The organism is Alteromonas marina (genome assembly GCF_000808575.1).
GTDB lineage: Bacteria > Pseudomonadota > Gammaproteobacteria > Enterobacterales > Alteromonadaceae > Alteromonas > Alteromonas marina_A.
This window is the reverse complement of record NZ_JWLW01000001.1, coordinates 93749-120376: the sequence shown is the minus strand read 5'-3', so window position 1 is coordinate 120376 and position 26628 is coordinate 93749. Positions and strand designations below refer to the sequence as shown.

General features: G+C 44.2%; 26 protein-coding genes and 9 tRNA genes. 9 read left to right on the top strand and 26 right to left on the bottom strand.

The features are described 5' to 3' along the window. Positions 1–443 precede the first annotated feature (443 nt). The 5 genes from lnt to miaB form a co-directional block, all read right to left on the bottom strand. The gene (gene lnt, locus RJ41_RS00555) at positions 444–1967 is read right to left on the bottom strand and encodes an apolipoprotein N-acyltransferase (RefSeq protein ID WP_039216251.1); all 1524 of its coding nucleotides are present in this window, start codon (positions 1965–1967) and stop codon (positions 444–446) included. 106 nt (positions 1968–2073) lie between these two features. Further along, complete coding sequence (gene corC / locus RJ41_RS00550) at positions 2074–2931, bottom strand: CNNM family magnesium/cobalt transport protein CorC (protein WP_014948991.1); 858 nt, start codon at positions 2929–2931, stop codon at positions 2074–2076. 116 nt (positions 2932–3047) lie between these two features. Then, complete coding sequence (gene ybeY, locus RJ41_RS00545; RefSeq protein ID WP_039216250.1) at positions 3048–3524, bottom strand: rRNA maturation RNase YbeY; 477 nt, start codon at positions 3522–3524, stop codon at positions 3048–3050. Further along, positions 3521–4603, bottom strand: coding sequence for a PhoH family protein (locus RJ41_RS00540; protein WP_039216249.1), 1083 nt, complete (start codon positions 4601–4603; stop codon positions 3521–3523). The genes ybeY and RJ41_RS00540 overlap by 4 nt, the downstream gene beginning before the upstream one ends. 29 nt (positions 4604–4632) lie before the next feature. Next, positions 4633–6066 (bottom strand): tRNA (N6-isopentenyl adenosine(37)-C2)-methylthiotransferase MiaB, encoded by a 1434-nt coding sequence (miaB, locus tag RJ41_RS00535; protein ID WP_014948994.1) that lies wholly within the window; start codon positions 6064–6066, stop codon positions 4633–4635. Positions 6067–6371: 305 nt separating this feature from the next. Here miaB and RJ41_RS00530 point away from each other — a divergent pair, with 305 nt between their 5' ends. From RJ41_RS00530 to RJ41_RS00525, 3 genes are all read left to right on the top strand, one after another. Continuing rightward, complete coding sequence (locus RJ41_RS00530) at positions 6372–7571, top strand: FAD-dependent monooxygenase (protein ID WP_039216248.1); 1200 nt, start codon at positions 6372–6374, stop codon at positions 7569–7571. Further along, positions 7571–7747, top strand: coding sequence for a hypothetical protein (locus RJ41_RS19130; RefSeq protein WP_014948996.1), 177 nt, complete (start codon positions 7571–7573; stop codon positions 7745–7747). Before RJ41_RS00530 ends, RJ41_RS19130 begins: the two co-directional genes overlap by 1 nt. Before the next feature lie 81 nt (positions 7748–7828). Beyond that, positions 7829–8311 (top strand): hypothetical protein, encoded by a 483-nt coding sequence (locus RJ41_RS00525; protein ID WP_039216247.1) that lies wholly within the window; start codon positions 7829–7831, stop codon positions 8309–8311. A gap of 77 nt (positions 8312–8388) precedes the next feature. Here RJ41_RS00525 and RJ41_RS00520 read toward each other — a convergent pair whose 3' ends face one another. Continuing rightward, positions 8389–8979, bottom strand: coding sequence for a TetR/AcrR family transcriptional regulator (locus tag RJ41_RS00520; RefSeq protein WP_039216246.1), 591 nt, complete (start codon positions 8977–8979; stop codon positions 8389–8391). A gap of 149 nt (positions 8980–9128) precedes the next feature. Between RJ41_RS00520 and RJ41_RS00515 the strand changes: the two genes are divergently transcribed. Next, on the top strand, positions 9129–9680 hold the full coding sequence (locus RJ41_RS00515; RefSeq protein ID WP_039216245.1) for a carboxymuconolactone decarboxylase family protein: 552 nt from the start codon (positions 9129–9131) through the stop codon (positions 9678–9680). 155 nt (positions 9681–9835) lie between these two features. On the opposite strand, the gene RJ41_RS00510 is transcribed toward RJ41_RS00515, so the two are convergent. After that, positions 9836–10018 carry a hypothetical protein gene (locus RJ41_RS00510; protein WP_039216244.1) on the bottom strand — a complete coding sequence of 61 codons (183 nt, stop codon included), beginning with the start codon at positions 10016–10018 and terminating at the stop codon, positions 9836–9838. Between the two features lie 247 nt (positions 10019–10265). Here RJ41_RS00510 and RJ41_RS19125 point away from each other — a divergent pair, with 247 nt between their 5' ends. Both RJ41_RS19125 and RJ41_RS00505 read left to right on the top strand, forming a co-directional pair. Next, on the top strand, positions 10266–10433 hold the full coding sequence (locus RJ41_RS19125) for a hypothetical protein (protein ID WP_167334061.1): 168 nt from the start codon (positions 10266–10268) through the stop codon (positions 10431–10433). Positions 10434–11024: 591 nt separating this feature from the next. Continuing rightward, positions 11025–13586, top strand: coding sequence for a TonB-dependent receptor plug domain-containing protein (locus RJ41_RS00505; RefSeq protein ID WP_039216243.1), 2562 nt, complete (start codon positions 11025–11027; stop codon positions 13584–13586). 68 nt (positions 13587–13654) lie between these two features. Here RJ41_RS00505 and RJ41_RS00500 read toward each other — a convergent pair whose 3' ends face one another. Beyond that, positions 13655–14212, bottom strand: coding sequence for an acyl-CoA thioesterase (locus RJ41_RS00500; RefSeq protein ID WP_039216242.1), 558 nt, complete (start codon positions 14210–14212; stop codon positions 13655–13657). 91 nt (positions 14213–14303) lie between these two features. Here RJ41_RS00500 and RJ41_RS00495 point away from each other — a divergent pair, with 91 nt between their 5' ends. After that, the gene (locus RJ41_RS00495; RefSeq protein ID WP_039216241.1) at positions 14304–14927 is read left to right on the top strand and encodes a flavin reductase family protein; all 624 of its coding nucleotides are present in this window, start codon (positions 14304–14306) and stop codon (positions 14925–14927) included. Between the two features lie 11 nt (positions 14928–14938). On the opposite strand, the gene RJ41_RS00490 is transcribed toward RJ41_RS00495, so the two are convergent. Then, positions 14939–15283 (bottom strand): winged helix-turn-helix transcriptional regulator, encoded by a 345-nt coding sequence (locus tag RJ41_RS00490; RefSeq protein ID WP_039216240.1) that lies wholly within the window; start codon positions 15281–15283, stop codon positions 14939–14941. Between the two features lie 105 nt (positions 15284–15388). Here RJ41_RS00490 and RJ41_RS00485 point away from each other — a divergent pair, with 105 nt between their 5' ends. Both RJ41_RS00485 and RJ41_RS00480 read left to right on the top strand, forming a co-directional pair. Next, positions 15389–16183, top strand: a complete 795-nt coding sequence (locus RJ41_RS00485; protein WP_052235371.1) for an SDR family NAD(P)-dependent oxidoreductase — start codon at positions 15389–15391, stop codon at positions 16181–16183. 115 nt (positions 16184–16298) lie between these two features. Then, positions 16299–16955 carry a cupin domain-containing protein gene (locus tag RJ41_RS00480; RefSeq protein WP_039216313.1) on the top strand — a complete coding sequence of 219 codons (657 nt, stop codon included), beginning with the start codon at positions 16299–16301 and terminating at the stop codon, positions 16953–16955. 183 nt (positions 16956–17138) lie between these two features. Here RJ41_RS00480 and RJ41_RS00475 read toward each other — a convergent pair whose 3' ends face one another. The 17 genes from RJ41_RS00475 to RJ41_RS00395 all read right to left on the bottom strand — a co-directional run bounded on the left by RJ41_RS00475 (position 17139) and on the right by RJ41_RS00395 (position 26595). Further along, positions 17139–18545 carry an alanine/glycine:cation symporter family protein gene (locus RJ41_RS00475; RefSeq protein WP_039216239.1) on the bottom strand — a complete coding sequence of 469 codons (1407 nt, stop codon included), beginning with the start codon at positions 18543–18545 and terminating at the stop codon, positions 17139–17141. A gap of 320 nt (positions 18546–18865) precedes the next feature. Next, positions 18866–18941 (bottom strand) — tRNA-Gln (locus tag RJ41_RS00470). A gap of 4 nt (positions 18942–18945) precedes the next feature. Next, a tRNA-Leu gene (locus RJ41_RS00465) sits at positions 18946–19030 on the bottom strand. A gap of 34 nt (positions 19031–19064) precedes the next feature. Then, positions 19065–19141 (bottom strand) — tRNA-Met (locus RJ41_RS00460). Between the two features lie 52 nt (positions 19142–19193). Next, positions 19194–19269, bottom strand: a tRNA-Gln gene (locus tag RJ41_RS00455). A 2-nt stretch (positions 19270–19271) separates the two neighbouring features. Beyond that, positions 19272–19356 (bottom strand) — tRNA-Leu (locus RJ41_RS00450). Positions 19357–19390: 34 nt separating this feature from the next. Beyond that, positions 19391–19466: transfer RNA gene (locus RJ41_RS00445), tRNA-Gln, on the bottom strand. Between the two features lie 4 nt (positions 19467–19470). Next, positions 19471–19555: transfer RNA gene (locus RJ41_RS00440), tRNA-Leu, on the bottom strand. 35 nt (positions 19556–19590) lie between these two features. Continuing rightward, positions 19591–19667, bottom strand: a tRNA-Met gene (locus RJ41_RS00435). A gap of 171 nt (positions 19668–19838) precedes the next feature. Next, positions 19839–20840 (bottom strand): peptidylprolyl isomerase, encoded by a 1002-nt coding sequence (locus tag RJ41_RS00430; RefSeq protein WP_039216238.1) that lies wholly within the window; start codon positions 20838–20840, stop codon positions 19839–19841. A 124-nt stretch (positions 20841–20964) separates the two neighbouring features. Beyond that, positions 20965–22056, bottom strand: a complete 1092-nt coding sequence (gene ychF / locus RJ41_RS00425; RefSeq protein ID WP_014976148.1) for a redox-regulated ATPase YchF — start codon at positions 22054–22056, stop codon at positions 20965–20967. A gap of 41 nt (positions 22057–22097) precedes the next feature. Continuing rightward, complete coding sequence (pth, locus tag RJ41_RS00420; protein ID WP_014976149.1) at positions 22098–22679, bottom strand: aminoacyl-tRNA hydrolase; 582 nt, start codon at positions 22677–22679, stop codon at positions 22098–22100. A gap of 5 nt (positions 22680–22684) precedes the next feature. Then, on the bottom strand, positions 22685–23317 hold the full coding sequence (locus RJ41_RS00415; RefSeq protein ID WP_039216237.1) for a 50S ribosomal protein L25/general stress protein Ctc: 633 nt from the start codon (positions 23315–23317) through the stop codon (positions 22685–22687). Positions 23318–23681: 364 nt separating this feature from the next. Continuing rightward, positions 23682–24683, bottom strand: coding sequence for an NADPH-dependent aldehyde reductase Ahr (gene ahr / locus RJ41_RS00410; protein ID WP_039216236.1), 1002 nt, complete (start codon positions 24681–24683; stop codon positions 23682–23684). Positions 24684–24807: 124 nt separating this feature from the next. Further along, positions 24808–25290, bottom strand: coding sequence for a hypothetical protein (locus tag RJ41_RS00405; RefSeq protein ID WP_039216235.1), 483 nt, complete (start codon positions 25288–25290; stop codon positions 24808–24810). 248 nt (positions 25291–25538) lie between these two features. Then, entirely contained in the window at positions 25539–26486 is a 948-nt protein-coding gene (locus RJ41_RS00400) for a ribose-phosphate pyrophosphokinase (protein ID WP_014949014.1), read from the bottom strand. 33 nt (positions 26487–26519) lie between these two features. Further along, positions 26520–26595 (bottom strand) — tRNA-Gln (locus RJ41_RS00395). Positions 26596–26628 lie beyond the last annotated feature (33 nt).

Below are 26628 nucleotides of genomic sequence, written 5' to 3'. Positions count from 1 at the left end.
ACTGAGACTGAAGGGGTAGTTTTGTCGTCCGATAGAGTTAGAGTGAGGACTGGAAATAGCTATGTTGATGAAGCGCAAATAGAGTTCACTTACAGCGTTGACGACATTCAGTATGTTTCAGATATCGTTTCACTCAATTCGAGGCTCCAACTTAAAAATAGAACGTTTAGCGTGGAAGAGCTAAAGAAATACGGGGCTGGCAAGAAGGTGAAAGTTTTTTATCCAGCTGTTTATCCTGTTTATGGAGTGCTAGAGAAAGGTGTTAAACCAAGCACCCTTTTGATGTTTCTCATTTCGCTTCTATTACTATTTGCTGGGAGAACATTTAAAAGAAAAATAAGTGTCTAGAGAATTCTGGTCGATTCAATGGCAGAAGCAACACTGGTATAGTGAACAAAAAGGCAAAACATAAAAAACACTGCCAAACGGCAGCGTTTTAGTTTTTATTCACTGTCCAAATTACTCGCGCGTCGACTTTTCAAAACTACTGCCGCAAAAAGAAGCATAATAACAATTATCCATACCCCTAAATCTTGTAGGTGATAGTACGGCGTAAATCCGCGTGTTGCCACAACTGGCGCTGATATATTACCTGTTATGAATTGTGGCAAGCGTGTTGTCACCTCGCCTTGGTGGTTTATAAAGGCCGTAATACCGTTGTTTGTTGCCCTAACAACAGGGCGACCCAACTCAAGCGCGCGCATTTGTGCTATTTGCAAATGCTGAGCTGGGCCATGGGAGTGGCCAAACCACGCATCGTTGCTCACGGTAATGATCATGTCTGTATCTTCATATACATTTGCCATTACTTGGTGAGGAAACGCAATTTCAAAACAGATAGCAGGTGCTAGGTGAATGCCATTAGCTACAAGATTCGCCTGCTGATAGTCACCGCGAGAGAATGACGACATTGGCAAGTCGAAAAGGGGAGCGAGAGGGCGAAGCCAGTCTTCAAAAGGAACAAACTCACCTACAGGTAACAGGTGGTGCTTCGAAAAACGGTTATTGTGGAAGTATTGGTAATCAGGATACGTAGCATCAGGCGTGCGTTTACCTAGCACAATTAGGTTGTTCCACGCTTCATCAGTTTCCCAGTTATAGTTAACAATGCCGGTAATAAGTGCGGTGTTCTCTTGAAAGGCTCTTTCATTAACTTTAGCAAGATAAGGTTGTGCCAAAGGCTCAAGCTTAGGAACAGCCGCTTCTGGCCAGATAATCAGGTCGTTATCCCACAAGCTTTCGGTTAAATTCCAGTAGGTGTCCATGGTTGGGCCATCTTGCTCCGGCACCCAACGTAAACTTTGCGCAATATTTCCCTGCGCCATGCCTACAGAATAAGTTTTGTTTGGTGTAACCCAAGTATGTTGTTTAAGCAGATAGCCACTGGTAAATAAGCACAGTGCAACCAGCACTGCGTTGGCAAAAGTTCGTTTATTATGTATTAACGCAAATAGCGTAGCACTAATAACGATAAGCGCGCTTATTCCCGTTTCGCCAATAATAGGTGCAAAGCCAGACAGCGGGCTTTCTAACTGGCTGTAGCCTAACGATAGCCATGGAAAACCACTTAACATCCAGCTTCTAAGCCACTCAGCTACAATCCAGAAAAAGGGAAGTGCCATAGGCCACAGCTGTGGCGAAAAATATTTTGCAGTGAACTTCGTCGCAAGTGCTGGGTATAGCGCTAAATAACCGCATAGCAATGCCATGAGTGCGACAGAGGCAATAAGAGGAAGGCCACCGAAGTCGGCAATACTCACATGAACCCAGCTTATGCCCGCTCCAAACCATCCCGCACCAAACAGCCATCCGGCTAAAAATGGGCGATGTTTGAGCTTTATCACCTGACGTATAGCAAGTGCAAACGCAGGAATAGTTAAAAGCCACATGTTAAAGGGAGCGAAAGCAAGGGTTAAGCTTGCACCACTTAGTAAAAGAAGAAGGTGGGGAATAAACCGTTTCAGCATAGGAGTCATCTGATCGTGGTTAATAGAGTTGTTACGTCAACATAGGGTGAGCACGAATAAAATCATGCTGCCCTATGCTGAAACAGGCGTAGTTTGCGTTACTTCACTATTCGAGCGAAGGCACTGAAACCTTAAGTTGGATAAGTCGGCGCTTATCAGAGTTAGTCACTTTAAATTGAATGTCGCCAATGGTGATTTCGTCGTTGGTTTCAGGCATATGACCAAACGCTTTCAGCACAATACCGCCAATAGTGTCGGCTTCTTCTTCGCTAAACTTGGTTTCAAAAAACTCGTTAAAATCGTCAACCGGCGTTAAGGCTTTAACAGAGTATGTTGATTTATTTAACGGGCGAATATCATCGGTACCATCTTCTTCCGTATCGTATTCGTCTTCAATTTCACCCACGATAATTTCAAGGATATCTTCAATGGTGACTAGACCAGACACACCGCCATATTCATCTACAACAATGGCCATGTGATAGCGCTGCTGACGGAACTCTTTGAGCAAAACATCTACGCGTTTGCTTTCTGGGACAATAACCGCAGGGCGCAGAATATCGCGAAGGTTGAACTCTTTTTCCGCGTTAAATGCAAAAGCTAAAAGATCTTTTGCTAACAAAATACCTTCAATGTGGTCTTTATCTTCGCTGATAACGGGGAAACGGGAGTGAGCAGATTCAAGCATTACAGGTAAAAATTCTTCTACCTTTTGCTCTACATCGATGGTGGTCATTTGAGCGCGAGGGATCATGATATCCCTTACTCGCATTTCATTTACCCCAATAACCCCTTCGATCATTTCGCGGGTTTGTGGATCTATGATTTCGTTTTGTTCAGCATCAGTAATAACTGATACCAACTCTTCTTTACTTCTCGGCTCGCCAGAAATTGAATTTTTTAGTTTATCTAACCAACTCTTGCCTGATGAGCCGTTGGTAGAGTGAGGATTATCGTCGCTCATAATGTCCGTTTAATTGTTAGTTCAACGCCAACGTTAAAATGGTTCTTGCTGGTCGTCAATGTTTTATTGTTATTAAGTGTTAAAGTTCTTACATAACAAATGTTTATGGTGAATTGTTAATCGTTAGCCTCGTAGGGATTAGCAATGCCAAGGGTCGCAAGAATATCGATTTCTTTACCCTCCATTTCCTCGGCTTCCACATCATCAATATGGTCGTAACCCATTAAATGCAATAGCCCATGGACAGTCATGTGTGCATAGTGATCGCTCACTTTTTTTTGCTGCTCATTTGCCTCACGGCTAATCACGGGGGCGCAAATAACCAAATCGCCTAACAAGTTAATATCTATGCCTGGAGGTGCTTCAAAAGGAAACGACAAAACGTTCGTCGGTTTATTTTTTCCTCGGTATTCACGGTTAAGGCTCTGACTTTCTGCTTCATCAGTAAAGCGAATGGTCACTTCTTGCTCCGTTAACCCTTCGTACGTGAGCACGGCGTTAGCCCAAAGCTCAAGCTCTGAAGGTGAGGGAATGGCCGACAAAATAGCCTCGTCACCTTCAAACGCTTGCTGTACATCAATTATGGCGCTCACGATGCGTTGTCGTCTTTCGTTTGTGTCGCGTTATCGTCTTGCGAAGCCTGTTCACGTTGAAGTCGCAACGCTTCTTCTTTACGTGCTTTGCGAAGACGCTCTTGTTCAGCATCGTGCACTTCATAGGCTCTTACGATGCGCGCAACCACAGGGTGGCGGACCACGTCTTCAGCGTTAAAGAAGTTGAAAGAAATGTCATCCACTTCACTTAACACTTCAATAGCATGACGAAGACCTGATTTTGCACCGCGAGGTAAGTCTACCTGTGTGATGTCACCGGTGATCACCGCTTTTGAATTGAAGCCAATACGGGTTAAGAACATTTTCATTTGCTCTACCGTGGTGTTCTGGCTTTCATCCAGGATAATAAAGGCGTCGTTGAGTGTTCGACCGCGCATATAGGCCAGCGGTGCAACTTCAATGACGTTGCGTTCCATAAGCTTTTCTACTTTCTCGAAGCCCAACATTTCAAATAGGGCGTCGTAAAGCGGACGAAGGTAAGGGTCAACTTTTTGTGAAAGGTCGCCGGGTAAGAAACCGAGCTTTTCGCCCGCTTCTACCGCCGGGCGGGTAAGCAAGATACGGCGAATTTCTTGTCGCTCAAGAGCGTCCACAGCAGCAGCGACGGCTAGGTAGGTTTTACCCGTACCAGCAGGTCCAATACCAAACGTAATATCGTGGTTGACAATGTTCGCCACATATTGGGCTTGGTTAGGGTTACGCGGCTTAATCACACCGCGCTTGGTTTTAATATTCACTTCTTTGCCATAGCCGCCGGTTGCGTCTTTTTCGATGACGCGGGCTTCTTGAATGGCAAGATGAACTTGCTCGGCTTCTAGCTCGGGAATACGGCCCTTAATAGGCTGAGTTTCTATATAAAGAAGCTTAAGTAATTCGCTAGCACTTTTTATTTGCTGCGGTTCACCCAACACCTTGAATGCGTTATTGCGGTAGGTAATCTCTACGCCTAACCTGCGCTCAATTTGTTTAATGTTGTCATCAAAGGGGCCACATAAACTCGACAAACGTTTGCTATCTGCCGGTTCTAATTCAAATTCGTTACTAACCAATGTACTCAAGCTACTTTTTTCCTCGCTATAAAATGTGTTTAGGCTGGGTTAAATTGACCCACGCCAAGCTCATCGGGCAAGTCTGCCTGATGCTTTGCCATGATAGATTGGGGCGAAACGGCAACACGCAAGCCCATTTCGCTCTCTCTGCGCACAACTTCACCACGTAGTGAGTTAGTGAATACGTCAGTGATGTTCACGTCAACGAATTCGCCAATCATGTCAGGCGTACCTTCAAAGTTCACTACACGGTTATTTTCAGTACGTCCCGAGAGCTCCATTGGGTTTTTCTTTGACGGACCTTCAACCAAAATACGCTGCTCTGTACCAACCATGTGACGAGCAATACGAAGGGCCTGTTGCGTAATACGCTGCTGTAGTAGGTGAAGACGTTGCTTCTTAGTTTCTTCACTTACGTCATCTACTGCGTCGGCAGCAGGCGTACCCGGGCGAGCACTGTAAATAAAGCTGAAGCTAAGGTCGTAATCGACTGCCTGAATCAAATCCATGGTGGCTTCAAAGTCGGCATCTGTTTCACCTGGGAAACCAATAATGAAGTCACTCGACAAACTAATGTTCGGGCGAATTTTCTTCAGCTTACGCATTTTAGATTTGTATTCGATTGCTGTATGGCCACGCTTCATCAAGTTCAATATACGGTCAGAGCCGCTTTGAACAGGCAAATGTAGGTGGTCTACTAACTCCGGAATAGACGCGTATGCTTCTATAATGTCATCAGTAAATTCAACCGGGTGTGAGGTGGTGTAACGAATTCTGTCGATACCGTCGATGGCCGCTACCAATTCAAGCAGCTCAGAGAAACGACAAATTGTACCGTCGTAATTTTCACCGCGATACGCGTTAACGTTTTGACCTAGAAGATTTACTTCACGCACGCCTTGACCTGCAAGCTGAGCGATTTCAAGCAATACGTCGTCAACAGGACGGCTTACTTCTTCACCGCGGGTGTAAGGCACAACACAGAATGTGCAGTATTTTGAACAGCCTTCCATGATTGAAACGAACGCCGTTGGACCTTCAGCACGTGGTTCAGGCAAACGGTCAAATTTTTCAATTTCCGGGAAGCTAACGTCAATGACTGACTTTGCGCCGCCCTGAAGCTGATTGATCATTTCAGGCAAGCGGTGCAGTGTTTGTGGACCAAATACTAAGTCTACGAAAGGCGCGCGCTGACGAATAGTATCGCCCTCTTGAGAGGCTACACAGCCGCCCACACCGATAATAAGTTCAGGTTTATCTTGCTTAAGTGTTTTCCAACGTCCCAGCTGGTGGAACACCTTTTCCTGTGCTTTTTCACGAATTGAGCATGTGTTAAGCAAAATAACATCGGCTTCTTCAGCACTTTCTGCAGCACTGTAGCCATGCGTTGAGTCTAGTAAGTCTGCCATTTTCTCCGAGTCGTACTCGTTCATTTGGCAGCCCCAGGTTTTGATATACAGCTTTTTAGTCATAACAACTATTCGATAACCTGTTAGTGTTCCTGTAAGTGAGAGCAGTTTCACCGTTGTTTAGAAAAGGTGGCTGCCAGAATGTTATTTTACGTAAGGCGCTTAAATCACCACGTAAAAAACACTGATAATGTCAGTTACAGGAAGATGTTCAAAATAGCCGCATATTTTACCTGTTATGCAAGCATATTCCCAGTATCTTGAGACGATTCGTTAAGAATTGATCTAGGGCAAGCCAGTTCTACGTTTTACTTCACAGCGCTTTGTGTTTTAAGACATAATGCAACTGCGTGTTTTAAGGAGAATTAATGGTCGATTTTTGTATAAATGGCGGCGGTATGGTCGGTGCGGCGCTTGCGTTGGGGCTTGCTCAACAGCAGTTTAGAGTAGCGGTAATAGAGCCGTATTTACCGGAACCTTTTAACCCCGAGAAGGGGCCAGACTTAAGGGTTTCAGCTATCAGCGAAGCATCGGTGACTCTACTAAAAGCCCTTGGCGCATGGGACCACATTGCCGCCATGCGCGTAAAACCATACACTGGTCTTAGCGTGTGGGACGACCCAGCCCATCGAACAGACTTTACCGCACAAAGTATCGACATGCCCCAATTAGGCTTTTTTGTGGAAAACCGATTATTGCAACTGGGGTGCCACCACGCATTAAAGCAGTTTGACAATGTTGAGCTCATTACCGGACAAACGGTGCAAGATATTCACTTAACGAATACGGCTAAGGTCAGTCTTTCGAATGGCAGAACCATTGAAGCCAAATGGCTTGTTGGCGCAGATGGTGCAAACTCTCAGGTAAGAAAGGCGGCGGGCATTGGCACCACAGGTTGGCAATATGCGCAGCAGGCGATGGGGATCACTATAAAGATGGAGAACGCCGTTGAACCTGTAACCTGGCAGCAGTTTACATCGAGTGGCCCTAAAGCCTTTTTACCTATGTTTGATAACTTCGCTTCGCTGGTTTGGTATGACTCGCCTGACGAACTCAAACGGATTAAAAGTTTAAAAGCGAGCCAACTTGAAAGTGAAATTCTTAAAACGTTTCCAGACGAATTGACCAGAAATGGCAATCGCTTTTCGGTTATTGATAAAGCGATTTTTCCGCTTACCCGTTCTCATGCCAATCACTATGTGAAAGGCTGTTGTGCGTTAGTTGGTGATGCAGCACACACTATTAATCCGCTTGCCGGACAGGGGGTTAATTTAGGTTTTAAAGATGTAGAAACCTTTCTTTCTGTGTGTACTGAATTCAAGCCATTCGGTAGCGACAACGCATTGTCGCTAACCGATAAAGTATTTTCTCAAAGGCTTATCAGCAATTATGAAAAGCCACGAAAGCGAGATAATTTGGTGATGATGACGGCAATGGATGGGTTTTATACCTTGTTTAGCAATGACGTTGCCCCCATAAAATGGATAAGAAACCAGCTTCTTTCTGTGGCGCAGCGCATAGAGCCTGCTAAACAAGAAGTGCTCAAATATGCGATAGGGTTACGATAATGGAAGTGTTAATTTTACTGGCGGTGTTATTTGGTGCGCTAGCATTGATTATACCGCTTATAGAACGCTCTAAAATGCGAATCAGTAATGAGGATGCTGCGAAATGGGCTAAGTGGATTTGGCCCTTAATGGGGATTTTGCTTATCGCCCAGTTGTTGCGGTTACTGTTCTCTTAGCTGCTGCTTAGGTTTAAAAAGTCACAAAATCTAGCCACTTGCCGAACTCAAATCAATTCACTTTTTCAAAGGTTCAAAGGAATGACCGTACAATTTTCGCAAGGGTTCTCCAATCAATGTTCGTGGGTTAATCTAAAAGGCTATAGCCTTTATTATATTTGGCAAGGGCATCCAGCAGACGAAGGCGAAAAACACTTTTATCAGTTGAAGAGTAAACCTGACCCTGAAAAGGTTGAGGTGATGTCTGCCTGCTGGGATGGCTATGCAGGCAGTTACCAGTTAAGTGCTGAAGGAAGTCTTGTTCTCATTCGGTTTCATTACTTCCTCCCCAACGGGTTAGGGGAGTCCGATGCCTTACTTGAGGAGTTACACGGCGACTTTTACTTAGAATTTAGAACCCACTTTGAAGGCGATCAGCTATATGTACCGTTTGCTGATGGTAGAGTGACTGTTGACCAGGAACAGTGGGTTGAGGTAAAGCGAGCCTACGTTAATGTGAAAACGGACAAAAATGGTTTTTCCACTTGGATTAAACGGTTCATTCCGGACCGCTTGTTTAAGTAAATCAGGGCTCATCCAACTGGTTTCACGGCAATTTTCATGAAATGCACTGCGTCAGTTTTTGTAAGCCTTCATCTACATTAATGTGTTTGTTGTGGCCATTGTCCTTTCAAATCGATAATGACTTTGTCTATCATCTTAATAGTTGTTTGATTATCGTCTTGCAGTAAGGCAAACGCTCGTAAGCCAACGAACTGATTTTGAAGCCACTCTGCGGCTGTTGACGTTGGCGTATGTTCAGGCAGCTCACCTTTTTCGATACAGGTTTCAATAATATTTCTAAAACCAGCCTTGAGGGTTTGCATGCTCTCAAGTACAGCTTTTTTGGCAATATCACCAATGAGATCTAATTCTGCAATAGACTTAACCAGCAAGCACTGGCGCATGTAGCGTTGCTCGTCGGGGCCAGTTAATGCTGTTTCAAAAAAATGGTAAAGAGCATCTAAAGGTGATCGAGCTTCTGTGACTTGCTTTAAACGCTTTGCACTGTTGTCAGCATAATGCTCAACAACAAGTTTGAATAAGCCTTCTTTGCTTTGAAAGCGCGCATAAATACTACCCGGGCGCATATCCAATGCCTGCTGAATATCACGCATGCCAGCCGCCTGAAAGCCTCGTTGCCAAAAAAGCGTAGTGGCTTTTTCTATAATCTCATCGTGGTCATATCTCATCGCTGCATACCTTATACGTGAATGTTTTGAACATATGTTCAATTATCATGTGAACGATCGTTCAAGTAAACCTATTATTATTGGCATACGAGCTGTAAGTAGCGCAATGCGTTGCTTGCAGTTTTTGATCACATCAATAGGAGAGTGACATGAGCGATTTTACTTTACACACGAAAGAGAGTGCGCCAGAAGCAGCGAAGCCTTTACTTGATAATTCGCAAGCAGCATTTGGAATGATTCCAAATCTACATGCAGTAATGGCAGAAGCGCCGACTTTGCTTGAAGGCTATCAAGTGCTGCATAAACTAGCGCAAGAAACATCGTTCAATGCAGAAGAGTTAACGGTGGTTTGGCAGGCAGTGAATGTAGAGCACGCGTGTCATTACTGTGTTCCAGCGCATACGGGTATTGCTAAGAGTATGAAAGTGCGCGATGAACTAATTGAAGCGTTGCGAAACGATGAAACACTGTCTGAAAGCAAATTGAATACGCTTAAAGAAACTGTGCTGGCTGTAACTCGCGGGCGAGGTAATGTTGATAATGCGCAGCTTGACGCATTTTACAGTGCTGGATACAAGCATCAGCAATTGTTAGAAATAATACTTATATTGGCGCAAAAAGTGATGAGTAATTATACCAATCATTTGGCCGATACGCCTGTAGACGAACCTTTCAAAAAATTTGATTGGTCGCCTAAATAATCATTTGATAGCTCTTTTAAAACGGAAGCAAGGCTTCCGTTTTTTGTTGCTGGCTTAAACGCTTGCGAGCAATCTCGCAAAAACTGAATAGCAGTAAGCTACACAGTGTGTAGATAAAAAGCGCAAACAGCATTTTCCTATTCAAAATACGACTATTAAGACGCTAAGGGCAGCTGCGGGCTTAATTCTTCTACGGTTTCCATTGCAACTAACTCTTCGTATCCCTTTTGCTGCAACAGTGTTTTCAAATCGTCGCAATTACTGCATTTATTTTGTTTAGCGATAGCCACTGCTTCGATGAAACACGATAGGTGAGTTATAGATTGTGCTTGTGTCATGGTCTACTTCACTTTTGATTTTACGTAAGTTCGTTGCTTCCATTTTTATTGGAATTACTTTGGCTTAGCCTGAAGTCACTAATGTGACGCTAGCATTACGCTTTTATGAAAAATGAGGATGAAAAGTTCAGAATACCTTGAAATGTATATACATGGGATATACATTTAAAATTCGAATAATGTGGTAGTACTTGCAGATTGTCATTGAACGACATACTGCACGTATTGGTATTTGCAAGGATTTAAGGTGTCTGAAAAAAACAAAAAGAAGAAAAAGAATAGTCAGATGATTATTCGAATCAACGACGAAGAACGTGCCCAGTTTATCGCGTTATGCGAAGACCTAGACACTTCTGCTGCTCGTGAAGTTAGGCACTTTATTCGAGAATTCATTGCCAAACACGGCGATCAATAGCGGCTTTGCTAAACGTTATGTGAGTGAGGCGAACACTACAAATAAAGATAAGGATTTACATCATGGCTAAGAAAAAAGAGTTAAAAAAAGCGATTAAAGCAACTAAGGCGAAAATTTCTAAGCAAGAAGGTAAGCTGAAAAAGCTTAAGAAGAAGCTTAAAAAAGCATAAGTGCCTATTTGGCATTCCTTGGTGCAAAAATTAGTATGAAAGGCGCTCTGAAAGGAGCGCTTTTTTGTTTGATGTATTCTAGTTAAAACTACCTTTTGTGAAGGTGGCACCTTCCTACCGCCTATTCCACCAGTCCAATAGATGATTCCGTCGCTTCATCTTCAAAATTCTACCTGTCGTCGATATTGAGGATTTATTACAACTTTAGTATTGTGCGAGCGAATCTTTTTGTGATTTACTCAGCCTTCAAGCACCACGTGCTTTTCATCTCTAATAATAATAAGTCTGATCAGACAATCTGGCGTTTAGCAGTACCCCAACAATAGATAGAAAATATTGTATTTCAAAGCGTTTTTGATTCACGAAATACAAAACTACACACTTCGAAAAGTAAAATTTAAAAGAATTCAGGAACAACACCATGCAACAGGCAAAATTAAACGCTTCTGCTTTTAAGCTTTCCCTTATTGCTTCTGCGTTAGCAGGAATGCACTTTTCTACATCAACACTGGCACAAGAGCAAACGACGATTGATGAGCAAGATGTTGAGCAAATCCAAATTGTAGGTTCACGTCGCGTTGGTCGCACCATCAATGACTCCCCTGTACCTATCGATATTATCGATGCTTCATCTATAGAAGCAACGGGGCTCACTGAAACCAACATGATCTTAAACCAGTTACTGCCCAGCTTTAACTTCCCTCAGCCATCTATTACCGATGGCACCGACCACGTACGACCAGCGCAGCTGCGTGGTTTAGCACCAGACCATACGCTGGTATTAGTTAATGGTAAGCGTCGTCATACCTCTGCGCTTCTTAATTTAAATGGTTCAGTGGGGCGTGGCTCATCAGCGGTAGATTTAAACGCTATCCCGGCTAATGCGATTAAGCGTATTGAGGTGTTGCGTGACGGTGCTGCGGCTCAGTACGGCTCAGACGCCATTGCCGGTGTTATTAATATTGTTTTGAAAGATGCTGCCGAAGGCGGTGAAGTGTCGGCAACGTATGGTGCTAACGTTACAACAATGGACGGTGTGCCTAACCTTGAAGGTGTGAGTGTTGGCGCTGACGGTAATTTAGCATTCGTTGAAGGAAACGACAGAGACGTAACCGATGGACAAACCGTTACCCTTCGCGGAAACGTAGGCTTCGAATGGGGAGATGACGGCTTTGTTAACGTATCAGGTGAATACCGCGACCGTGGACAGGCGAACCGTTCGGACTACGACCAGCGAGAAAACTATGCGCGAGACGCGGACGGCAACCTAGACCCTCGTGAGCTTACGGTCAACCGCTACAATCACGTTTACGGAAATGGTGAGGTGGAAGATTACGCATTGTTCATAAACGCGGGCAAAGCCCTTACTGATAGCGTTGAGTTTTATACTACCGCAGGCTACAGCACCCGTGATTCGGTAGGCGGAGGCTTTTACCGTCGTGCTCAAGATTCACGAAACGTAGTTGAAATTTATCCAGACGGATTCCTACCTTCTATTCAAACTGACATAACCGATATGTCGCTGCTTGCTGGTATTAAGGGTTATGGCGATGTGTGGAATTACGACTTGTCCGTAACACATGGCGGTAATGAACTTGAATATGGTGTTATCAACACCCTAAACACGTCTTTAGGTCCAACGAGTCAAACTGAGTTTGATGCAGGTACGCTAGAATACAACACCACTATAGTGAATGCAGACGCGTCACGATTGGTTGATACGGGTTTGTTCTACAGTGAAATGAACTTCGCAATGGGTGCAGAATACCGTCACGAAAGCTACGAAATTACTGCAGGTGAAGAAAACTCCTATATTCAAGGTACCTTTGGACCTGGCGGCGTGGTGACTGACCCGGTAGACGGCCCGTTTGGAGCCGCTGGTTCCCAAGTATTCCCTGGCTTTACACCAGAATCTGCAGGTGAAAACAGCCGTCATAACTATAGCTTCTATGTGGATGTAGAGGCTGACGTGGTTGAGAATTGGAATGTTGCAGTGGCAGGGCGCTATGAAGATTATTCTGACTTCGGCAGCACGTTTAATTGGAAAATGTCTCACCGTGTAACTCTGAGTGATGCATTTGCACTTCGTGCGTCGGTATCAACCGGCTTTAGAGCGCCGTCTCTTCAGCAGCAATTCTTCACCTCTATCGCAACCGTATTTGTTGATGGCGAGCCAACTGAAACGGGGACTTTCGCACCATCTAGTGATGTTGCGCAAGCACTTGGTAGCCCGGGTCTAGACGCAGAAGAATCGAATAACTACAGTGCTGGTTTTACTTACTCGCCCACAGCCGACTTTAACTTAACGGTAGACTTCTACCGCATAGACATCGACGATCGAATTGTGTTGTCTAACAACCTTTCGGGTGATGCGATTGAAGCCTTGCTAGAAGGCACTGGAGCAAACCGTGCACGCTTCTTCTTAAACGCAATCAATTCGCGTACAGAAGGTGTGGACATTGTATCTACTTACACTTTGAATACATCTGACTATGGTGCGTTTAACTTTAATGCCGGAATGAACTTCAATGACAACGAAGTAACCGACATTTTAGATGCGCCTGACGTGCTGCAAAACGCTGGTTTCGACCAAGACAATCTGTTCAGTGATGTTGAGCTTCGTCGCTTTGAAACCAGTTCACCTGATAGCAAGTTGAATCTTGGCGTAACGTGGAATTATGACCGCTACACAACAACCTTACGCACTACTCGTTATGGTGAAGTGGAAGACCCATCGTCAGTTGAAGCACGCAATGAAATCATTCCATCAGAGTGGATCACAGACCTAGACGTTCGCATTGCGTTAACAGAAGGACTTACCGTTTCTGTTGGTGCTAACAATTTGTTTGATGTGTACCCAGAAACAACCCGTGAACTTGTGGATGATGTAACCACGTTCTCGCGCCTGTTCCCGTATTCAGGCTTCTCGCCTTACGGTTTCACTGGACGTTTTGTTTATGGAAAAGTTTCGTATAGCTTCTAAATAGCATCGGTTCTTGAGTGCTGAAAGCCAGTTGATTAATAATCAACTGGCTTTTTTGTACCTGTTACTTATTCATTTTTCTCAAAGCTAACCGCACAGCGATGTTCGTTTAAAAGCGCAAAGTCTTCTTTGGGAATAAAGGCGTCGTAATCACGTTGCAGCTTAACTTGTGCTTCCTTGCGAATTTTAATGCGGCGTATAGCCGTTACGAAATTGCGCATTTCATGGTGAGTAGATAACTCTAGCTCAGGTACTGAAACAGGTGTACCGCTATCATCTTTGGCAACCATGGTAAAAAAGCTGTTGTTGGTATGCTTGACCTCATTGGTTTTGATATTTTCCGTAGTGACTTTAATCCCTACTACCAAGGATGTGTTTCCGACATAATGAACGGTAGCATCGAGGTGAAGTAAGTCACCCACTTCAACGGGCTGTAAAAACTCAACGCCATCCACAGTTACCGTAACACAGTAGGCACCTGCGTGTTTACTTGCACATGCGTAGGCAACTTTATCCATTAAAGATAAGATAACGCCACCATGCACCTTACCGCCAAAGTTAGCAAAAGAAGGCACCATTAATTCAGTCAGTCTTGTTCTAGAAAAAGCGACACTACGTGCAGTCATAAACAACCTTTAATTTTTAGCTCTTGAAAAGCGCCGGGTAAGCGTTCATATCAGTATTAAATTACCCTACCACAAATTTTAAGGAATGGTTTTGTCACAAACGCACTTTTATCAGCCAAAAGAAGGTCATGGCTTGGCTCACGACCCGTTTAACGCGATCATTGCGCCACGTCCTATTGGCTGGATTTCTACAAAATCAAAAGCGGGCGTATTAAATCTGGCCCCTTACAGCTTTTTCAATGCGTTGAACTATACTCCACCAATTATCGGCTTTTCAGTAGTAGGCAGTAAGAAAGATTCACTGGTAAACGTACAGGAAACGGGTGAGTTTTGCTGGAATCTAGTATCGGAAGACTTGGTTGACGCGATGAATACAACAAGCAAACCGTTGGCACCAGAAGAAAGTGAGTTCGACCATGCAGGGCTGCAAACTGTAGAAAGTGAAGTGGTAAGCGTTCCCCGCGTAAAAGCGAGTAAGGTAAGCATGGAGTGTCAGCTTACCGATGTGGTACAGCTAAAGTCAGCCTCAGGTGATGAAGTAAATAGCTGGTTTATTATGGGTGAAGTAGTGGGTGTACATATCGATAAGTCGCTCATAGAAAACGGCGTTTACAGCACGCTGAAAAGTGCGCCAGTTACCCGTGGTGGCGGACGAGGCGATTACTACACTATATCCCGAGAAAACTTTTTCGAAATGCTAAGACCAGAGGGATAGAGCTGGCGATGCTATCTCGATAGATTATTGAGGTCTTCTTGTAAGGCCTCTATTTGTTCTAGTACGGCTAAAAATTTATTTCCAAACTCTGTTACTTGGTATTCAACCCGAGGCGGGAGCTCGTGATACACCGTTTTTTTCAGAATACCAAATTCCGTGTTCTTCTTCAGGCATTGATTTAATACTTTGGTGCTTAGTCCGTCTACAGTACGCACCATTTCACCGGGGCGGTTAATGCCATTTGCCAAGAGTTGGTAAACGGTAAGCGACCATTTACAGCCGTAAATCGTCTCTACCATGCGCGCGCTTTCTTGAGGTGGTATTTTCCGCTCGATTTGTTTTTCTTTAAAATTCATAAAGATGTACCTAAAAGTACTTACTGAACCAAATTATACTTACTATTCATGGAGTTATCTAAGGCGTAAGGTTATCACGAATTGAAAACAGTGAGGGAATTTAAAATGTCACTTTTAAATGATTTTTGTGAAAACCGTAACGCGTTAATTGTAGGCGGTTCAAGCGGTATAGGTCTTGCCACCGCTAAGTTATTGGCGAATGAAGGTGTTAACGTTGTGCTTGTGGGCAAGAATGGTTCCAAACTGGAAGAAGCAGTGAAAGCGGTAAGTACATTCACAAATGTTTCAACCATTAGCATAAACGCTATCCAAGTTGACTTATATAAGCCTGCAGACGTACAAAAATTAATAAAGTATGTAGAAGATGCAGCTATACCTTTTCATTACTTAATAAATGCTGCAGGGTATTTTAACCCTAAGCCATTTTTACAGCATACATGCGAGGATTATGATGTTTATCATGATTTGAATAAAAGCCTATTTTTCATCACCCAAGCGGTAGCCAAAAGAATGTCTCAGCACAGTGTTGGCAGTATTGTTAATGTTGGTTCTATGTGGGCCAAGCAGGCCGTTAAGGCGACTCCTTCGTCTGCTTACTCCATGGCAAAAGCAGCGCTGCATTCACTTACTCAGCATCTGGCCATGGAACTTGCCGACGATGGCATACGTGTAAATGCAGTATCGCCAGCGGTAGTTAAAACACCTATTTACAATGCGTTCGTTCCAGAAGAGCAAACCGATGAAGTATTGGAAGGTTTCAATGCGTTTCATCCGATAGGACGTATAGGAACTCCAGAAGACGTGGCACATGGCATCCTTTATCTGTTATCAGAAAGAGCTAATTGGACTACCGGTACCGTATTAGATATTGATGGTGGTGTAATGGCAGGTAGGAACTAATAAATAGGACGTATCATTATCTTGCTTTGTCTTCATTCTAATAACACGAAGCGAGATGATGTATACGTTTATTCGGTAACAATTGCTTGCTCTAAATAAAACGAGATTATCAATGATGCTTAATATGAACTTTGATGAACGCCTAGCGATCAATACGCAAATGCAAGAGTGGCAGGCGTCACCGTCTTCTACGGTATGGCGGAAGCCTTTAGAGCGTGAAGCAAAAGAGTCAGGTCATACAACTAGCGTTGTAAAGTACGAAGCAGGCGCGAGTTTTAAGCAGCACAGTCATCCCTATGGTGAAGAAATTCTAGTGCTTGAAGGTGTGTTTTCCGATGAACACGGTGATTACCCTGCAGGCACTTATTTGCGCAATCCTCCAGGCAGTAAACACAGCCCGTTCAGTAAAGAAGGCTGTGTTATTTTAGTGAAGCTGAATCAGTTTGATAAACGCGATTTGGCTGAGGTTAGGGTGAACACTAACACGGCAGAATGGCTGCAAGGGCAGGGCGGTTTAAAAGTGATGCCGCTACACAACTTTGAGCATGAACATGTAGCGCTAGTTAAGTGGCCAGTTGGTGAGGTATTTAAACCTCACAAGCATTTTGGTGGCGAAGAGATTTTTGTACTGTCGGGTACGTTTAAAGATGAACATGGTGAATATCCAAAAGGTACATGGATAAGAAGCCCACACATGAGCCAGCATCATCCCTACGTTGATGAAGAAACGGTGATTTGGGTTAAAACGGGACACTTGCCAGTGGCGTTGTAGGCCGCTATTAAGTTTGTTGCAGGTAAACCAAAACCAGCGGTTTACTTGCGGTCAATTGTTACAAGCGAAAAAGGCTAACCCGAGGTTAGCCTTTCTTTTTCTAAAACTTACGCCAGAACTTACTTGGTCAAAGTTAGCGTGGAAACACCTAACTTTAAAACACTAACCTAGTAAAAGCCGGGCTTAATCCCAAACACCATCTTCAGACCTACCTTGAATTTCACAATCGCCAACTTTGTATTCCACCCTTTCGCCACTGTCTTTTTTCTTAAAGTAGTCTTTACTGATAGATACGATGGTTGGGGTCATCCACACAATAGCGATAATATTTATAACCGTCATTAGGCCTAACGCCATATCGGCCATTGCCCATACTTGAGGTAGTGCCGCCTGTGCGCCCCAGTAAATCATGCCTAAGTAACCAATCGTGTAAACCGCACGACCTATTTTATTATCTAGCTTGAACATGTGTAGGTTACTTTCACCATACGCGTAGTTTGCTACCACAGACGTAAACGCAAACAAACTGATAGCGGCTGCCACGAAGTCAGTACCGCCTTCGCCTAAATGACTGCTCATGGCATCTTGGGTTAAGCGTATGCCTTCCATTTGATCAGAGCTTGAACCGCCAGCAAGTAAAATGATAAAGGCAGTAGACGTACACAGGACGAGAGTATCTAAGAAAACACCTAGCATCTGAATGTAACCCTGTGATACTGGGTGATTCGGGTTTGGAACCGCACTCGCTGCTGCGTGCGGTACAGAGCCGCTGCCCGCTTCGTTTGAATAAAGGCCACGCTGAATACCATTTTTAATCGCAGCCCCTAGTGCACCAGCGCCAGCTTCTTGTAAACCAAATGCCGACTTCACAATATCGAGCAACATGGCTGGCAGCTCAGAAATATTGATAAAGGTTATAGCTAGTGCCACAAGCACGTAGCCGATTCCCATAAATGGCACAACAAACTCGGCAAAGCGGGCAATGCCTCTAAGCCCACCAATAACAATTAACGCTGCAAGTGCGATAATAGCTAAGCCCACGTATTCGCTAGGAAACGAGTATGCGTTGTTTAATGCATCGGTAATGGTGTTGGCTTGAACGGCGCTAAACACAAAGCCGTAGCCAAAAAATAAACATAAAGAAAATGCGACCGCAAGCCAGGTTTTGTTCAAACCCTGCTTGATATAATAAGCTGGGCCACCACGAAACTCACCGTTTTCGTCACGGACCTTGTATAGCTGACCTAGTACACTTTCGGCAAAGCCAGTGGCCATACCTAAAAGGGCAATCATCCACATCCAAAAAATAGCGCCAGAGCCACCTAGCGATATAGCAACCGCTACGCCCGCTAAGTTACCCGTGCCTACACGCGCCGATAAGCTGGTACATAATGCTTGGAATGAACTGATCCCATCCTTAGTAGAAGTGTTACTGCCCTTTAATAGGCTGAACATATGGCCGAAGTGCCTAAGCTGCACACCGCCAAGTTTAACGGTAAACCAAATACCACATGCAAGCAGCATAATGATAAGTACCTGACCGTCTCCCCAAAGAATATTGTTAACTAATGAAACGAATTCGTTTATCACGCACTTTCCTTCGTTATTGTTTTAATTATTGCTCGGCGTGTAGAAATGAACTGAACATGACAGGTGCGTTGTCAGAACAAACGCTTCGGCTTAAGCAAACTCGTATTTGCTAAACCTTAGAATAAGCCGAGCTATATCGATAAAAAACCAATACTAGCACGACAATTAAATGATTGGACAATGAAAACGTGCTGAAGCTATGACGATTTATGCTCGCATATAGCAAATTTATTCAATCACGGGTAAGGGGAAAGCGTTTGTAGTACAGAAAATGAGTACAAACGAAAAAGCCGCTCAAAAGAGCGGCTTTTTCAAGAATATGGCTGGGGTAACAGGACTCGAACCTATGAATGGCGGGATCAAAACCCGCTGCCTTACCAACTTGGCTATACCCCAATATTGGTGCGGAAGGAGAGACTTGAACTCTCACGCCGTGAAGCACTGGAACCTAAATCCAGCGTGTCTACCAATTCCACCACTTCCGCAATGTAGACTTCCAATTAAGGAATAAGTAAAAGTTGGTGGCTACGGCGAGATTCGAACTTGCGACCCCATCATTATGAGTGATGTGCTCTAACCAACTGAGCTACGTAGCCTAAACTTTTATCTTCAATAAAAAGCCGCTCAATGAGCGGCTTCTCAAGAATTTGGCTGGGGTAACAGGACTCGAACCTATGAATGGCGGGATCAAAACCCGCTGCCTTACCAACTTGGCTATACCCCAAATGGTGCGGAAGGAGAGACTTGAACTCTCACGCCGTGAAGCACTGGAACCTAAATCCAGCGTGTCTACCAATTCCACCACTTCCGCGTAGACGCTAGCTATAATAGTCATTCAAAAAGAATGGCTGGGGTAACAGGACTCGAACCTATGAATGGCGGGATCAAAACCCGCTGCCTTACCAACTTGGCTATACCCCAGTCGTGGTGCGGAAGGAGAGACTTGAACTCTCACGCCGTGAAGCACTGGAACCTAAATCCAGCGTGTCTACCAATTCCACCACTTCCGCGCAGCTAGACTTTCCTAAAAGAGATAAGTGAGAATTGGTGGCTACGGCGAGATTCGAACTTGCGACCCCATCATTATGAGTGATGTGCTCTAACCAACTGAGCTACGTAGCCTTGCTATTCTCTTCCCTCTCAGGAAGTGGCGCGTATTATGCGTATATGACTGGCAACCGTCAACCCCTTTTTTACTAACTTTTTTTAAATGCTCATTAAGTGTGCGCATTAGGGCGAAATACGTGCAAAAAGCCGTGAAATTGAACAACTTGCACGAAATAAGTTAGCTATTTACCACGCTTTGTCACTGGTTTTTGTTTGGTAATAACATACGTCAATAGGGCGTGGGCCATACGTATTGTCATGAAAAAACGGGTTATCTAAGTTTCTTCCCGTGTTTGCCCGTTTTTTATATTCTTCATGAAGCGGTGTTTGCAGAAAATAAGGTGTAACGTTGTTTGCATGCACAAAAGCCTGCTTAATTTTGCTTTCTTGCGTTATGTCATCTAGAACGCCACCTCTGTCCATATTTCCTCGCGGCAACTTTTGAAGTACATCCATACCTTGCAGTACGCGACCAACGACCGACATATTTCTGTCTAAGTGCCGTGGTGCTTGCCCAATCACAATGTAAAACTCCGTACTGGCCGTATCTTTCTCGCTATTGCGAGCAAATGCCACAACACCAGGGCAGTGAAGTCCCCACATTTCTTTACGGCTTTTATCAATGCCTACTGGAAAACCGTCTAAAAAGCCGGTGTTAGGCGCAAACATATCCTTGTTCTCAACTACGCTCACATTGCTATTGAGCGGTTGCGTAAATTCAGCGTTGATTGGTTGAAGCAGAGTCGGTGGGAATTGTGAAGCGTCATGAGTATCGTTACTGCCTGCCTGTGCCACAAACCCGTCTACTACACGATAAAATGCTTGTTCGTTATAAAAGCCTGCGTCTATTAAACTTTTAAACCTGGCCACATGTTTGGGTGCAAGGGTAGGGTGAAGCGCAATAACTACATCGCCATATGCAGTTTTAAACGTCACAGTATTACTCTGAGGTACCTGATACCAACTGGCGGTGTTACTCGCTATTGCTGGTGTCTTTTCAACAGCGTCGCTATTGATTTGTGAATTCACTGGGGTAGCTTGAGGTTCACTGGCAAAAGAAAAATTAGCAAGGCTTAACAAGCACAACGCTTTAATAGAGGTTCTTAATACAGAAAACCGTTTGGCGTGCTGTGATTTGCCGCAATTCAAACTAGAAGAGTGCGATGAAGTAAAATGATTAAAAGTCATTGCAAAGGCCGTTAGTTTTTTACTAGTTATATCAGGCCTATGTGCGCTTCACAATTATTCGCAAGAAACAAAAAAGCCACCTTGCGGTGGCTTTCGTAAACAGTGCTAATTTCTACTTTAGAAATTACACGTTAAAGCGGAAGTGAATAACGTCACCGTCTTTAACAATATAGTCTTTACCTTCTAAACGCCATTTACCTGCGTCTTTCGCACCTTGCTCGCCGTTGAACTCAACGAAGTGATCGTAGCCAACGATTTCAGCGCGAATAAAGCCTTTTTCGAAGTCGGTGTGAATTTTACCTGCCGCTTGCGGTGCAGTTGAGCCTTCAGGGAAGGTCCACGCACGCACTTCTTTTACGCCCGCAGTAAAATAGGTTTGTAGCGTAAGTAGGCTGTAACCCGCACGAATTACGCGGTTAAGACCAGGTTCTTCTAGACCCATGTCTTGCATAAACTCTTCGCGTTCGTCGTCTTCAAGCTCAGCAATATCAGACTCGATTGCCGCGCACACTGCAACTACAGTGGCATTTTCGCCTGCTGCAATTTCTTTAACCTGATCAAGGTACGGGTTGTTTTCAAAACCGTCTTCATTCACGTTTGCAATGTACATGGTTGGCTTAAGGGTAAGCATGTTCATGTAGCTGATTGCCGCAAGCTCTTCTTTAGTCAGCTCAAGTGAACGTAGTAACAAGCCTTCGTCTAGGTGCGGCTTAATCTTCTCAAGCACTTTCATTTCGTACTTGGCATCAGCATCGCCACCTTTTGCGCGCTTAGCAACACGGTGAAGTGCTTTTTCTGTTGTTTCTAAGTCGGCAAGTGCAAGCTCGGTGTTGATAACATCGATATCGTCTTTAGGGCTAACGCGACCTGCAACGTGAACAATGTTTTCATCATCAAAACAGCGTACTACGTGACCAATAGCGTCAGTCTCACGGATGTTAGCAAGGAATTTGTTTCCTAAACCTTCACCTTTAGAAGCACCTTCAACCAAGCCAGCAATATCTACGAATTCCATGGTAGTAGGAATAACGCGCTGAGGTTTTACGATTTCAGCCAACTTGTCCAAACGAAGATCTGGCACAGGAACAACACCTGTGTTTGGCTCGATAGTACAAAACGGGAAGTTTGCCGCTTCAATACCTGCTTTAGTTAATGCATTGAAAAGTGTTGATTTACCTACGTTTGGTAGGCCAACAATACCGCATTTAAAACCCATGGTATGGATCCTTAGTTTGGAAAAGTGATAACTGGCTAGGTTTACCCTTTGTGCGAGTGTAACCTGTTTTGTGCTTGCTTAAGGTCTTCTTTCAGCAAAATTTCTGTACAGCGTACCGCTTCATCGATAGCACTTTCAATGGCTGCTTTTTCTTCTGCTGGTGGTTTTCCAAGAACATGGCCGGTAACGCGGCTTTTATGACCTGGATGACCAATACCTATGCGCAAACGCAAAAAATTCTTGTTGTTACCCATTTTAGCCACAATGTCACGTACGCCGTTTTGACTAGAGCTTCCACCCACTTTGTATTTTGCAACACCTGGGGGTAAATCTAATTCGTCAAACGCTACTAATATTTGTTCTGGTTCTATACGGTAAAAGTTAGCCAGTGCTGCTACGGCTTGTCCACTTTTATTCATAAAGGTAGTGGGGTAGAGCAAACGGATATCTTTGCCTGCAATGGTAATGCGAGCAGTTTTACCGAAGAATTTGGTTTCTGGTTTTAGCGGGGCGTTGTAGGCGTCGGCAAGTTGGTTAAGAAACCATTCACCGGCATTGTGTCGGGTATTTTCATATTCGGGGCCTGGATTACCCAGACCCACGATAAGGCGGATATCAGCCAAGAGGATTATTCCTCAGAAGCTGCTTCTTCGCCGTCTTCTTCTGCTTCAGCCGCTTTAGGAGCAGGCTTAACAGTTACAACCGCTAGGTCGTGAGCTTCGTCGTTCTTCGCAAGTTCTACTGAAGCAACGCCAGCTGGAAGAGTTAGGTCAGAAAGGTGTAGCGTTTGACCCATTTCAACACCAGCCATGTCTACTTCGATGAACTCAGGAAGGTTCTTAGGTAGACAAGTAACTTCGATTTCAGTTACGTGGTGCTCAGCAATACCGCCAGCTTTAACAGCAGCAGATTTCTCTTCATTTACGAAGTGAAGTGGTACGTTAGTGTGAACGTCTTGACCAGCGATTACACGTTGGAAGTCAATGTGTGTGATCTTTGGCTTGAACGGGTGACGTTGCATATCTTTAACTAGAACTTCAACAACTTTACCGTCAAGGTTAATCTCAAGAACGTGAGAATAAAACGCTTCAAAGTCAGCTGAGTTGTTTACTTTGTTATGATCTAGTGTGATAGAAACTGGCGCTTCTTCACCACCGTAGATGATACCAGGTAGCTTATCTTCGCGACGTAGGCGGCGGCTCGCACCTTTCCCTAGGTCTGTACGAACAGAAGCGTCTAGTTTGAAATTTGCTTCAGACATTGTCTGTCTCCAAAAGTATAAGTCTAATGATGTGGATTTTTGCGACCAAAACCCACGGTAAAATGATGCAAATTACGTTTAAAAATAATTTCCTATGCGCAATAAAACACCAGCCCAAAATTCAAGGGTGGCGAATTCTAACACCACCTACCAAAACATACAATTACAAAGGCAGATAAAATATCCAACTAAGCAAATGTAAGTATTTGCGTTACTCACAATAAAAAAGCGCACCTTGGCGCGCTTCTATCATATTTATAGAAAAAAGCATTTTGTGAAGACTAACTTGACCGCTAATGTCTCTTTCCTATGGCTTCACAAGGTCAACAGGCCTTGGGAACATAGCAACTTTTCACACAGGCGTTTACTTCGTCAGCACCACTCTGTAATGGGCTTTACCTTCTCTTAATCGAGCAATAGCGTCATTCACGTCTTCAAACTTGAAGGTTTCGGTCACAGGTTCAATATTGTGGTGTGCGGCGAAATCTAGCATGGTCTTGATGGTTGCAGGGCTTCCTACTGGCGAGCCTGACACACTTTTCTGACCACCAATTAAGTTAAACGCACCAATATCTAGAGGTTCAAGGGTGGCGCCTACAAAGTGAAGTCGGCCTTTCGGAGCCAATGTAGATAGGTACAAGTTCCAGTCTAGCTTTACGTTGACTGTTGAAATAATTAAATCAAATCGACCGCGCGCTTTTTTAATTTCATCTTCATCACGGCTATTAATCGTATCTGACGCACCTAGCTCTAGCGCTTCCTTCTTTTTAGATTCGCTCGAAGTGAACGCTACTACCTTACATCCCCATGCATTTAAAAACTGCAGGGCGAGATGGCCCAGGCCGCCAATACCCACTACACCCACTTCACTGGTTGGGCTAATACCAAACTGGACAAGCGGGTTGAAAACGGTAATACCGCCGCAAAAAAGAGGGCCTGCCTTCGTGCTGTCGATAGCATCGGGAAGGGGAATAACGGCACGTGCTTGGGCGCGTACTTTATCTGCAAACCCACCGTGACGACCACCTATGGTCATCTTAGCATCAGCACACAGGTTATGATCGCCTTCTTCGCAAGTTCTACAACTATTACAGTAGCCTGAATGCCAGCCTAAACCGACACGCTGTCCCACCTTAAGTGACGTTACATGTTCACCTATTTGGCTAATTGTGCCGACAACCTCGTGACCAGGCACAAAGGGATATTCTGTCATGCCCCATTCATTATCGAGCATGCTTAGGTCGCTGTGGCAGATACCACAGCTTTCAACGTCTATTTCAACGTCATGTGAGCCAAGCTTACCGGGGTCGTATTGAAACTTTTCTAGTTTTCCGCCCGCTTCTTTAGCGGCATATGCATTTATCATCAATAACCGTCCTTTTAAGTGTTGAAGTGCAACATTCACGCGAAAGCAAAAACTCTATAATTGCTAAATCGCTAGCTTAATTACCTTTATCAGTAATTTACTACACGTGTAGCTACTTTCACGATCATTGTGTTTGCAGGTTATCAATGACTTTACTGGTATCGAGTACTTTAACGCTTGATACTTGAAGTACCGTACCGAATTGCGTAAAGGTCATCATGTCGGGTTTAGGCGTACCTTTAACTTCAACAATAAGGCCGTTCTTTTGATAGGTTTCATCTAAGCCATGTAGCGTATAACGTTCGCCGTTTTCAGCAATAAAAGCATAAAAACCGCCTTCGAGATCTTTATAAATAATACTGCCCTTCATAGTCATTTCACCTTTTGCATTATCTTCTCTTGCTTCAGCCTGGGTAACAGGTTCGGCTACCAGTTCCTTGGGCATAGAACTCTTATCATTAGCTTGAACTATGGAAGATTTTTCTTTCATCTCAGTTCCTTGTTTCTCGAGTTCTGCTTGCTTCACTGAGTCGTCATATCCAGAGCAGCCCGCTGTATTTAAAAGGGCAGTAATTACTGCAACAAGGCATAGTGTTTTTGTTTTCATTTTATGTCCTTCATAGTAGTTTTAACGCGCAACAATTCTTAACGTTAAACCTAAAATAGATGAAAAGAAAGTCACATTAACGTGTTGGAAAGTGGCAATAGAATATATCTAAGACGTAAAGAGAACGTATTTGGATTGATGTACTATGCAAGGGTACAGTTTGCTTTTTAAGAAAAAAGAAAGATAAAAAAAGAGCCGGCGCCACTTACATGGGCCAGCTCTTTGGTAGGAGTAACAATATTTAAATTTTAGTATTCAAACATTGCTGAAATAGACTCTTCGTTGCTGATGCGACGAATAGTCTCTGCAAGCATCTCAGATAAAGTAAGCTGTTTTACTTTTCCAATTTGCTTCATCTCTGCACTTAATGGGATAGAGTCGGTAACGATAATTTCATCAATAACAGACTCTTTAAGATTGTTAGCAGCGTTACCTGAAAAGATAGCGTGAGTTGCGTAAGCATAAACACGACGCGCGCCATGTGCTTTAAGTGCTTCGGCTGCTTTTGCAAGCGTACCGCCTGTATCAATCATGTCATCGACAATGATGCAGTCTCTGTCTTTTACATCACCAATGATGTTCATTACCTGAGCCACGTTCGCTTTAGGACGACGCTTATCGATAATGGCAAGGTCGGTGTCGTTAAGTAGTTTCGCAGTAGCACGTGCACGTACAACACCGCCAATGTCAGGAGAAACGACTACAGGGTCGGCAAAATCACGTCTTACCATGTCAGCAAGAAGGATAGGAGTACCGAATGCGTTATCCACCGGAACATCAAAGAAACCTTGAATCTGTTCGGCGTGTAGGTCGATAGTAAGTACGCGGTCAACACCAACGTTAGACAGGAAGTCAGCCACTACTTTCGCAGTAATTGGCACCCTAGCTGAACGAACACGACGGTCTTGGCGTGCATAACCAAAGTAAGGAATTACTGCTGTAATACGACCAGCTGATGCGCGACGTAGTGCGTCGATCATCACAATAAGTTCCATAAGGTTATCGTTAGTAGGCGCACACGTAGACTGGATAATAAAAACGTCCGAGCCACGGACGTTTTCATGAATTTCTACGCTGATTTCACCGTCACTGAAACGGCCAACTTTGGCATTTCCAAGTTTGGTGTAGAGGCGATCGGCAACTTTCTGGGCAAGTTCTGGTACGGCATTACCTGCAAAGAGCTTCATATCTGGCACAAGTGGTTCCTCAGTGCGTTGATAAAAGAGGTTTGGCTGGGGTAGCAGGACTCGAACCTACGAATGGCGGGATCAAAACCCGCTGCCTTACCAACTTGGCTATACCCCAATTTTTAAGTTCTTGTCCGATGTGGCGTACACG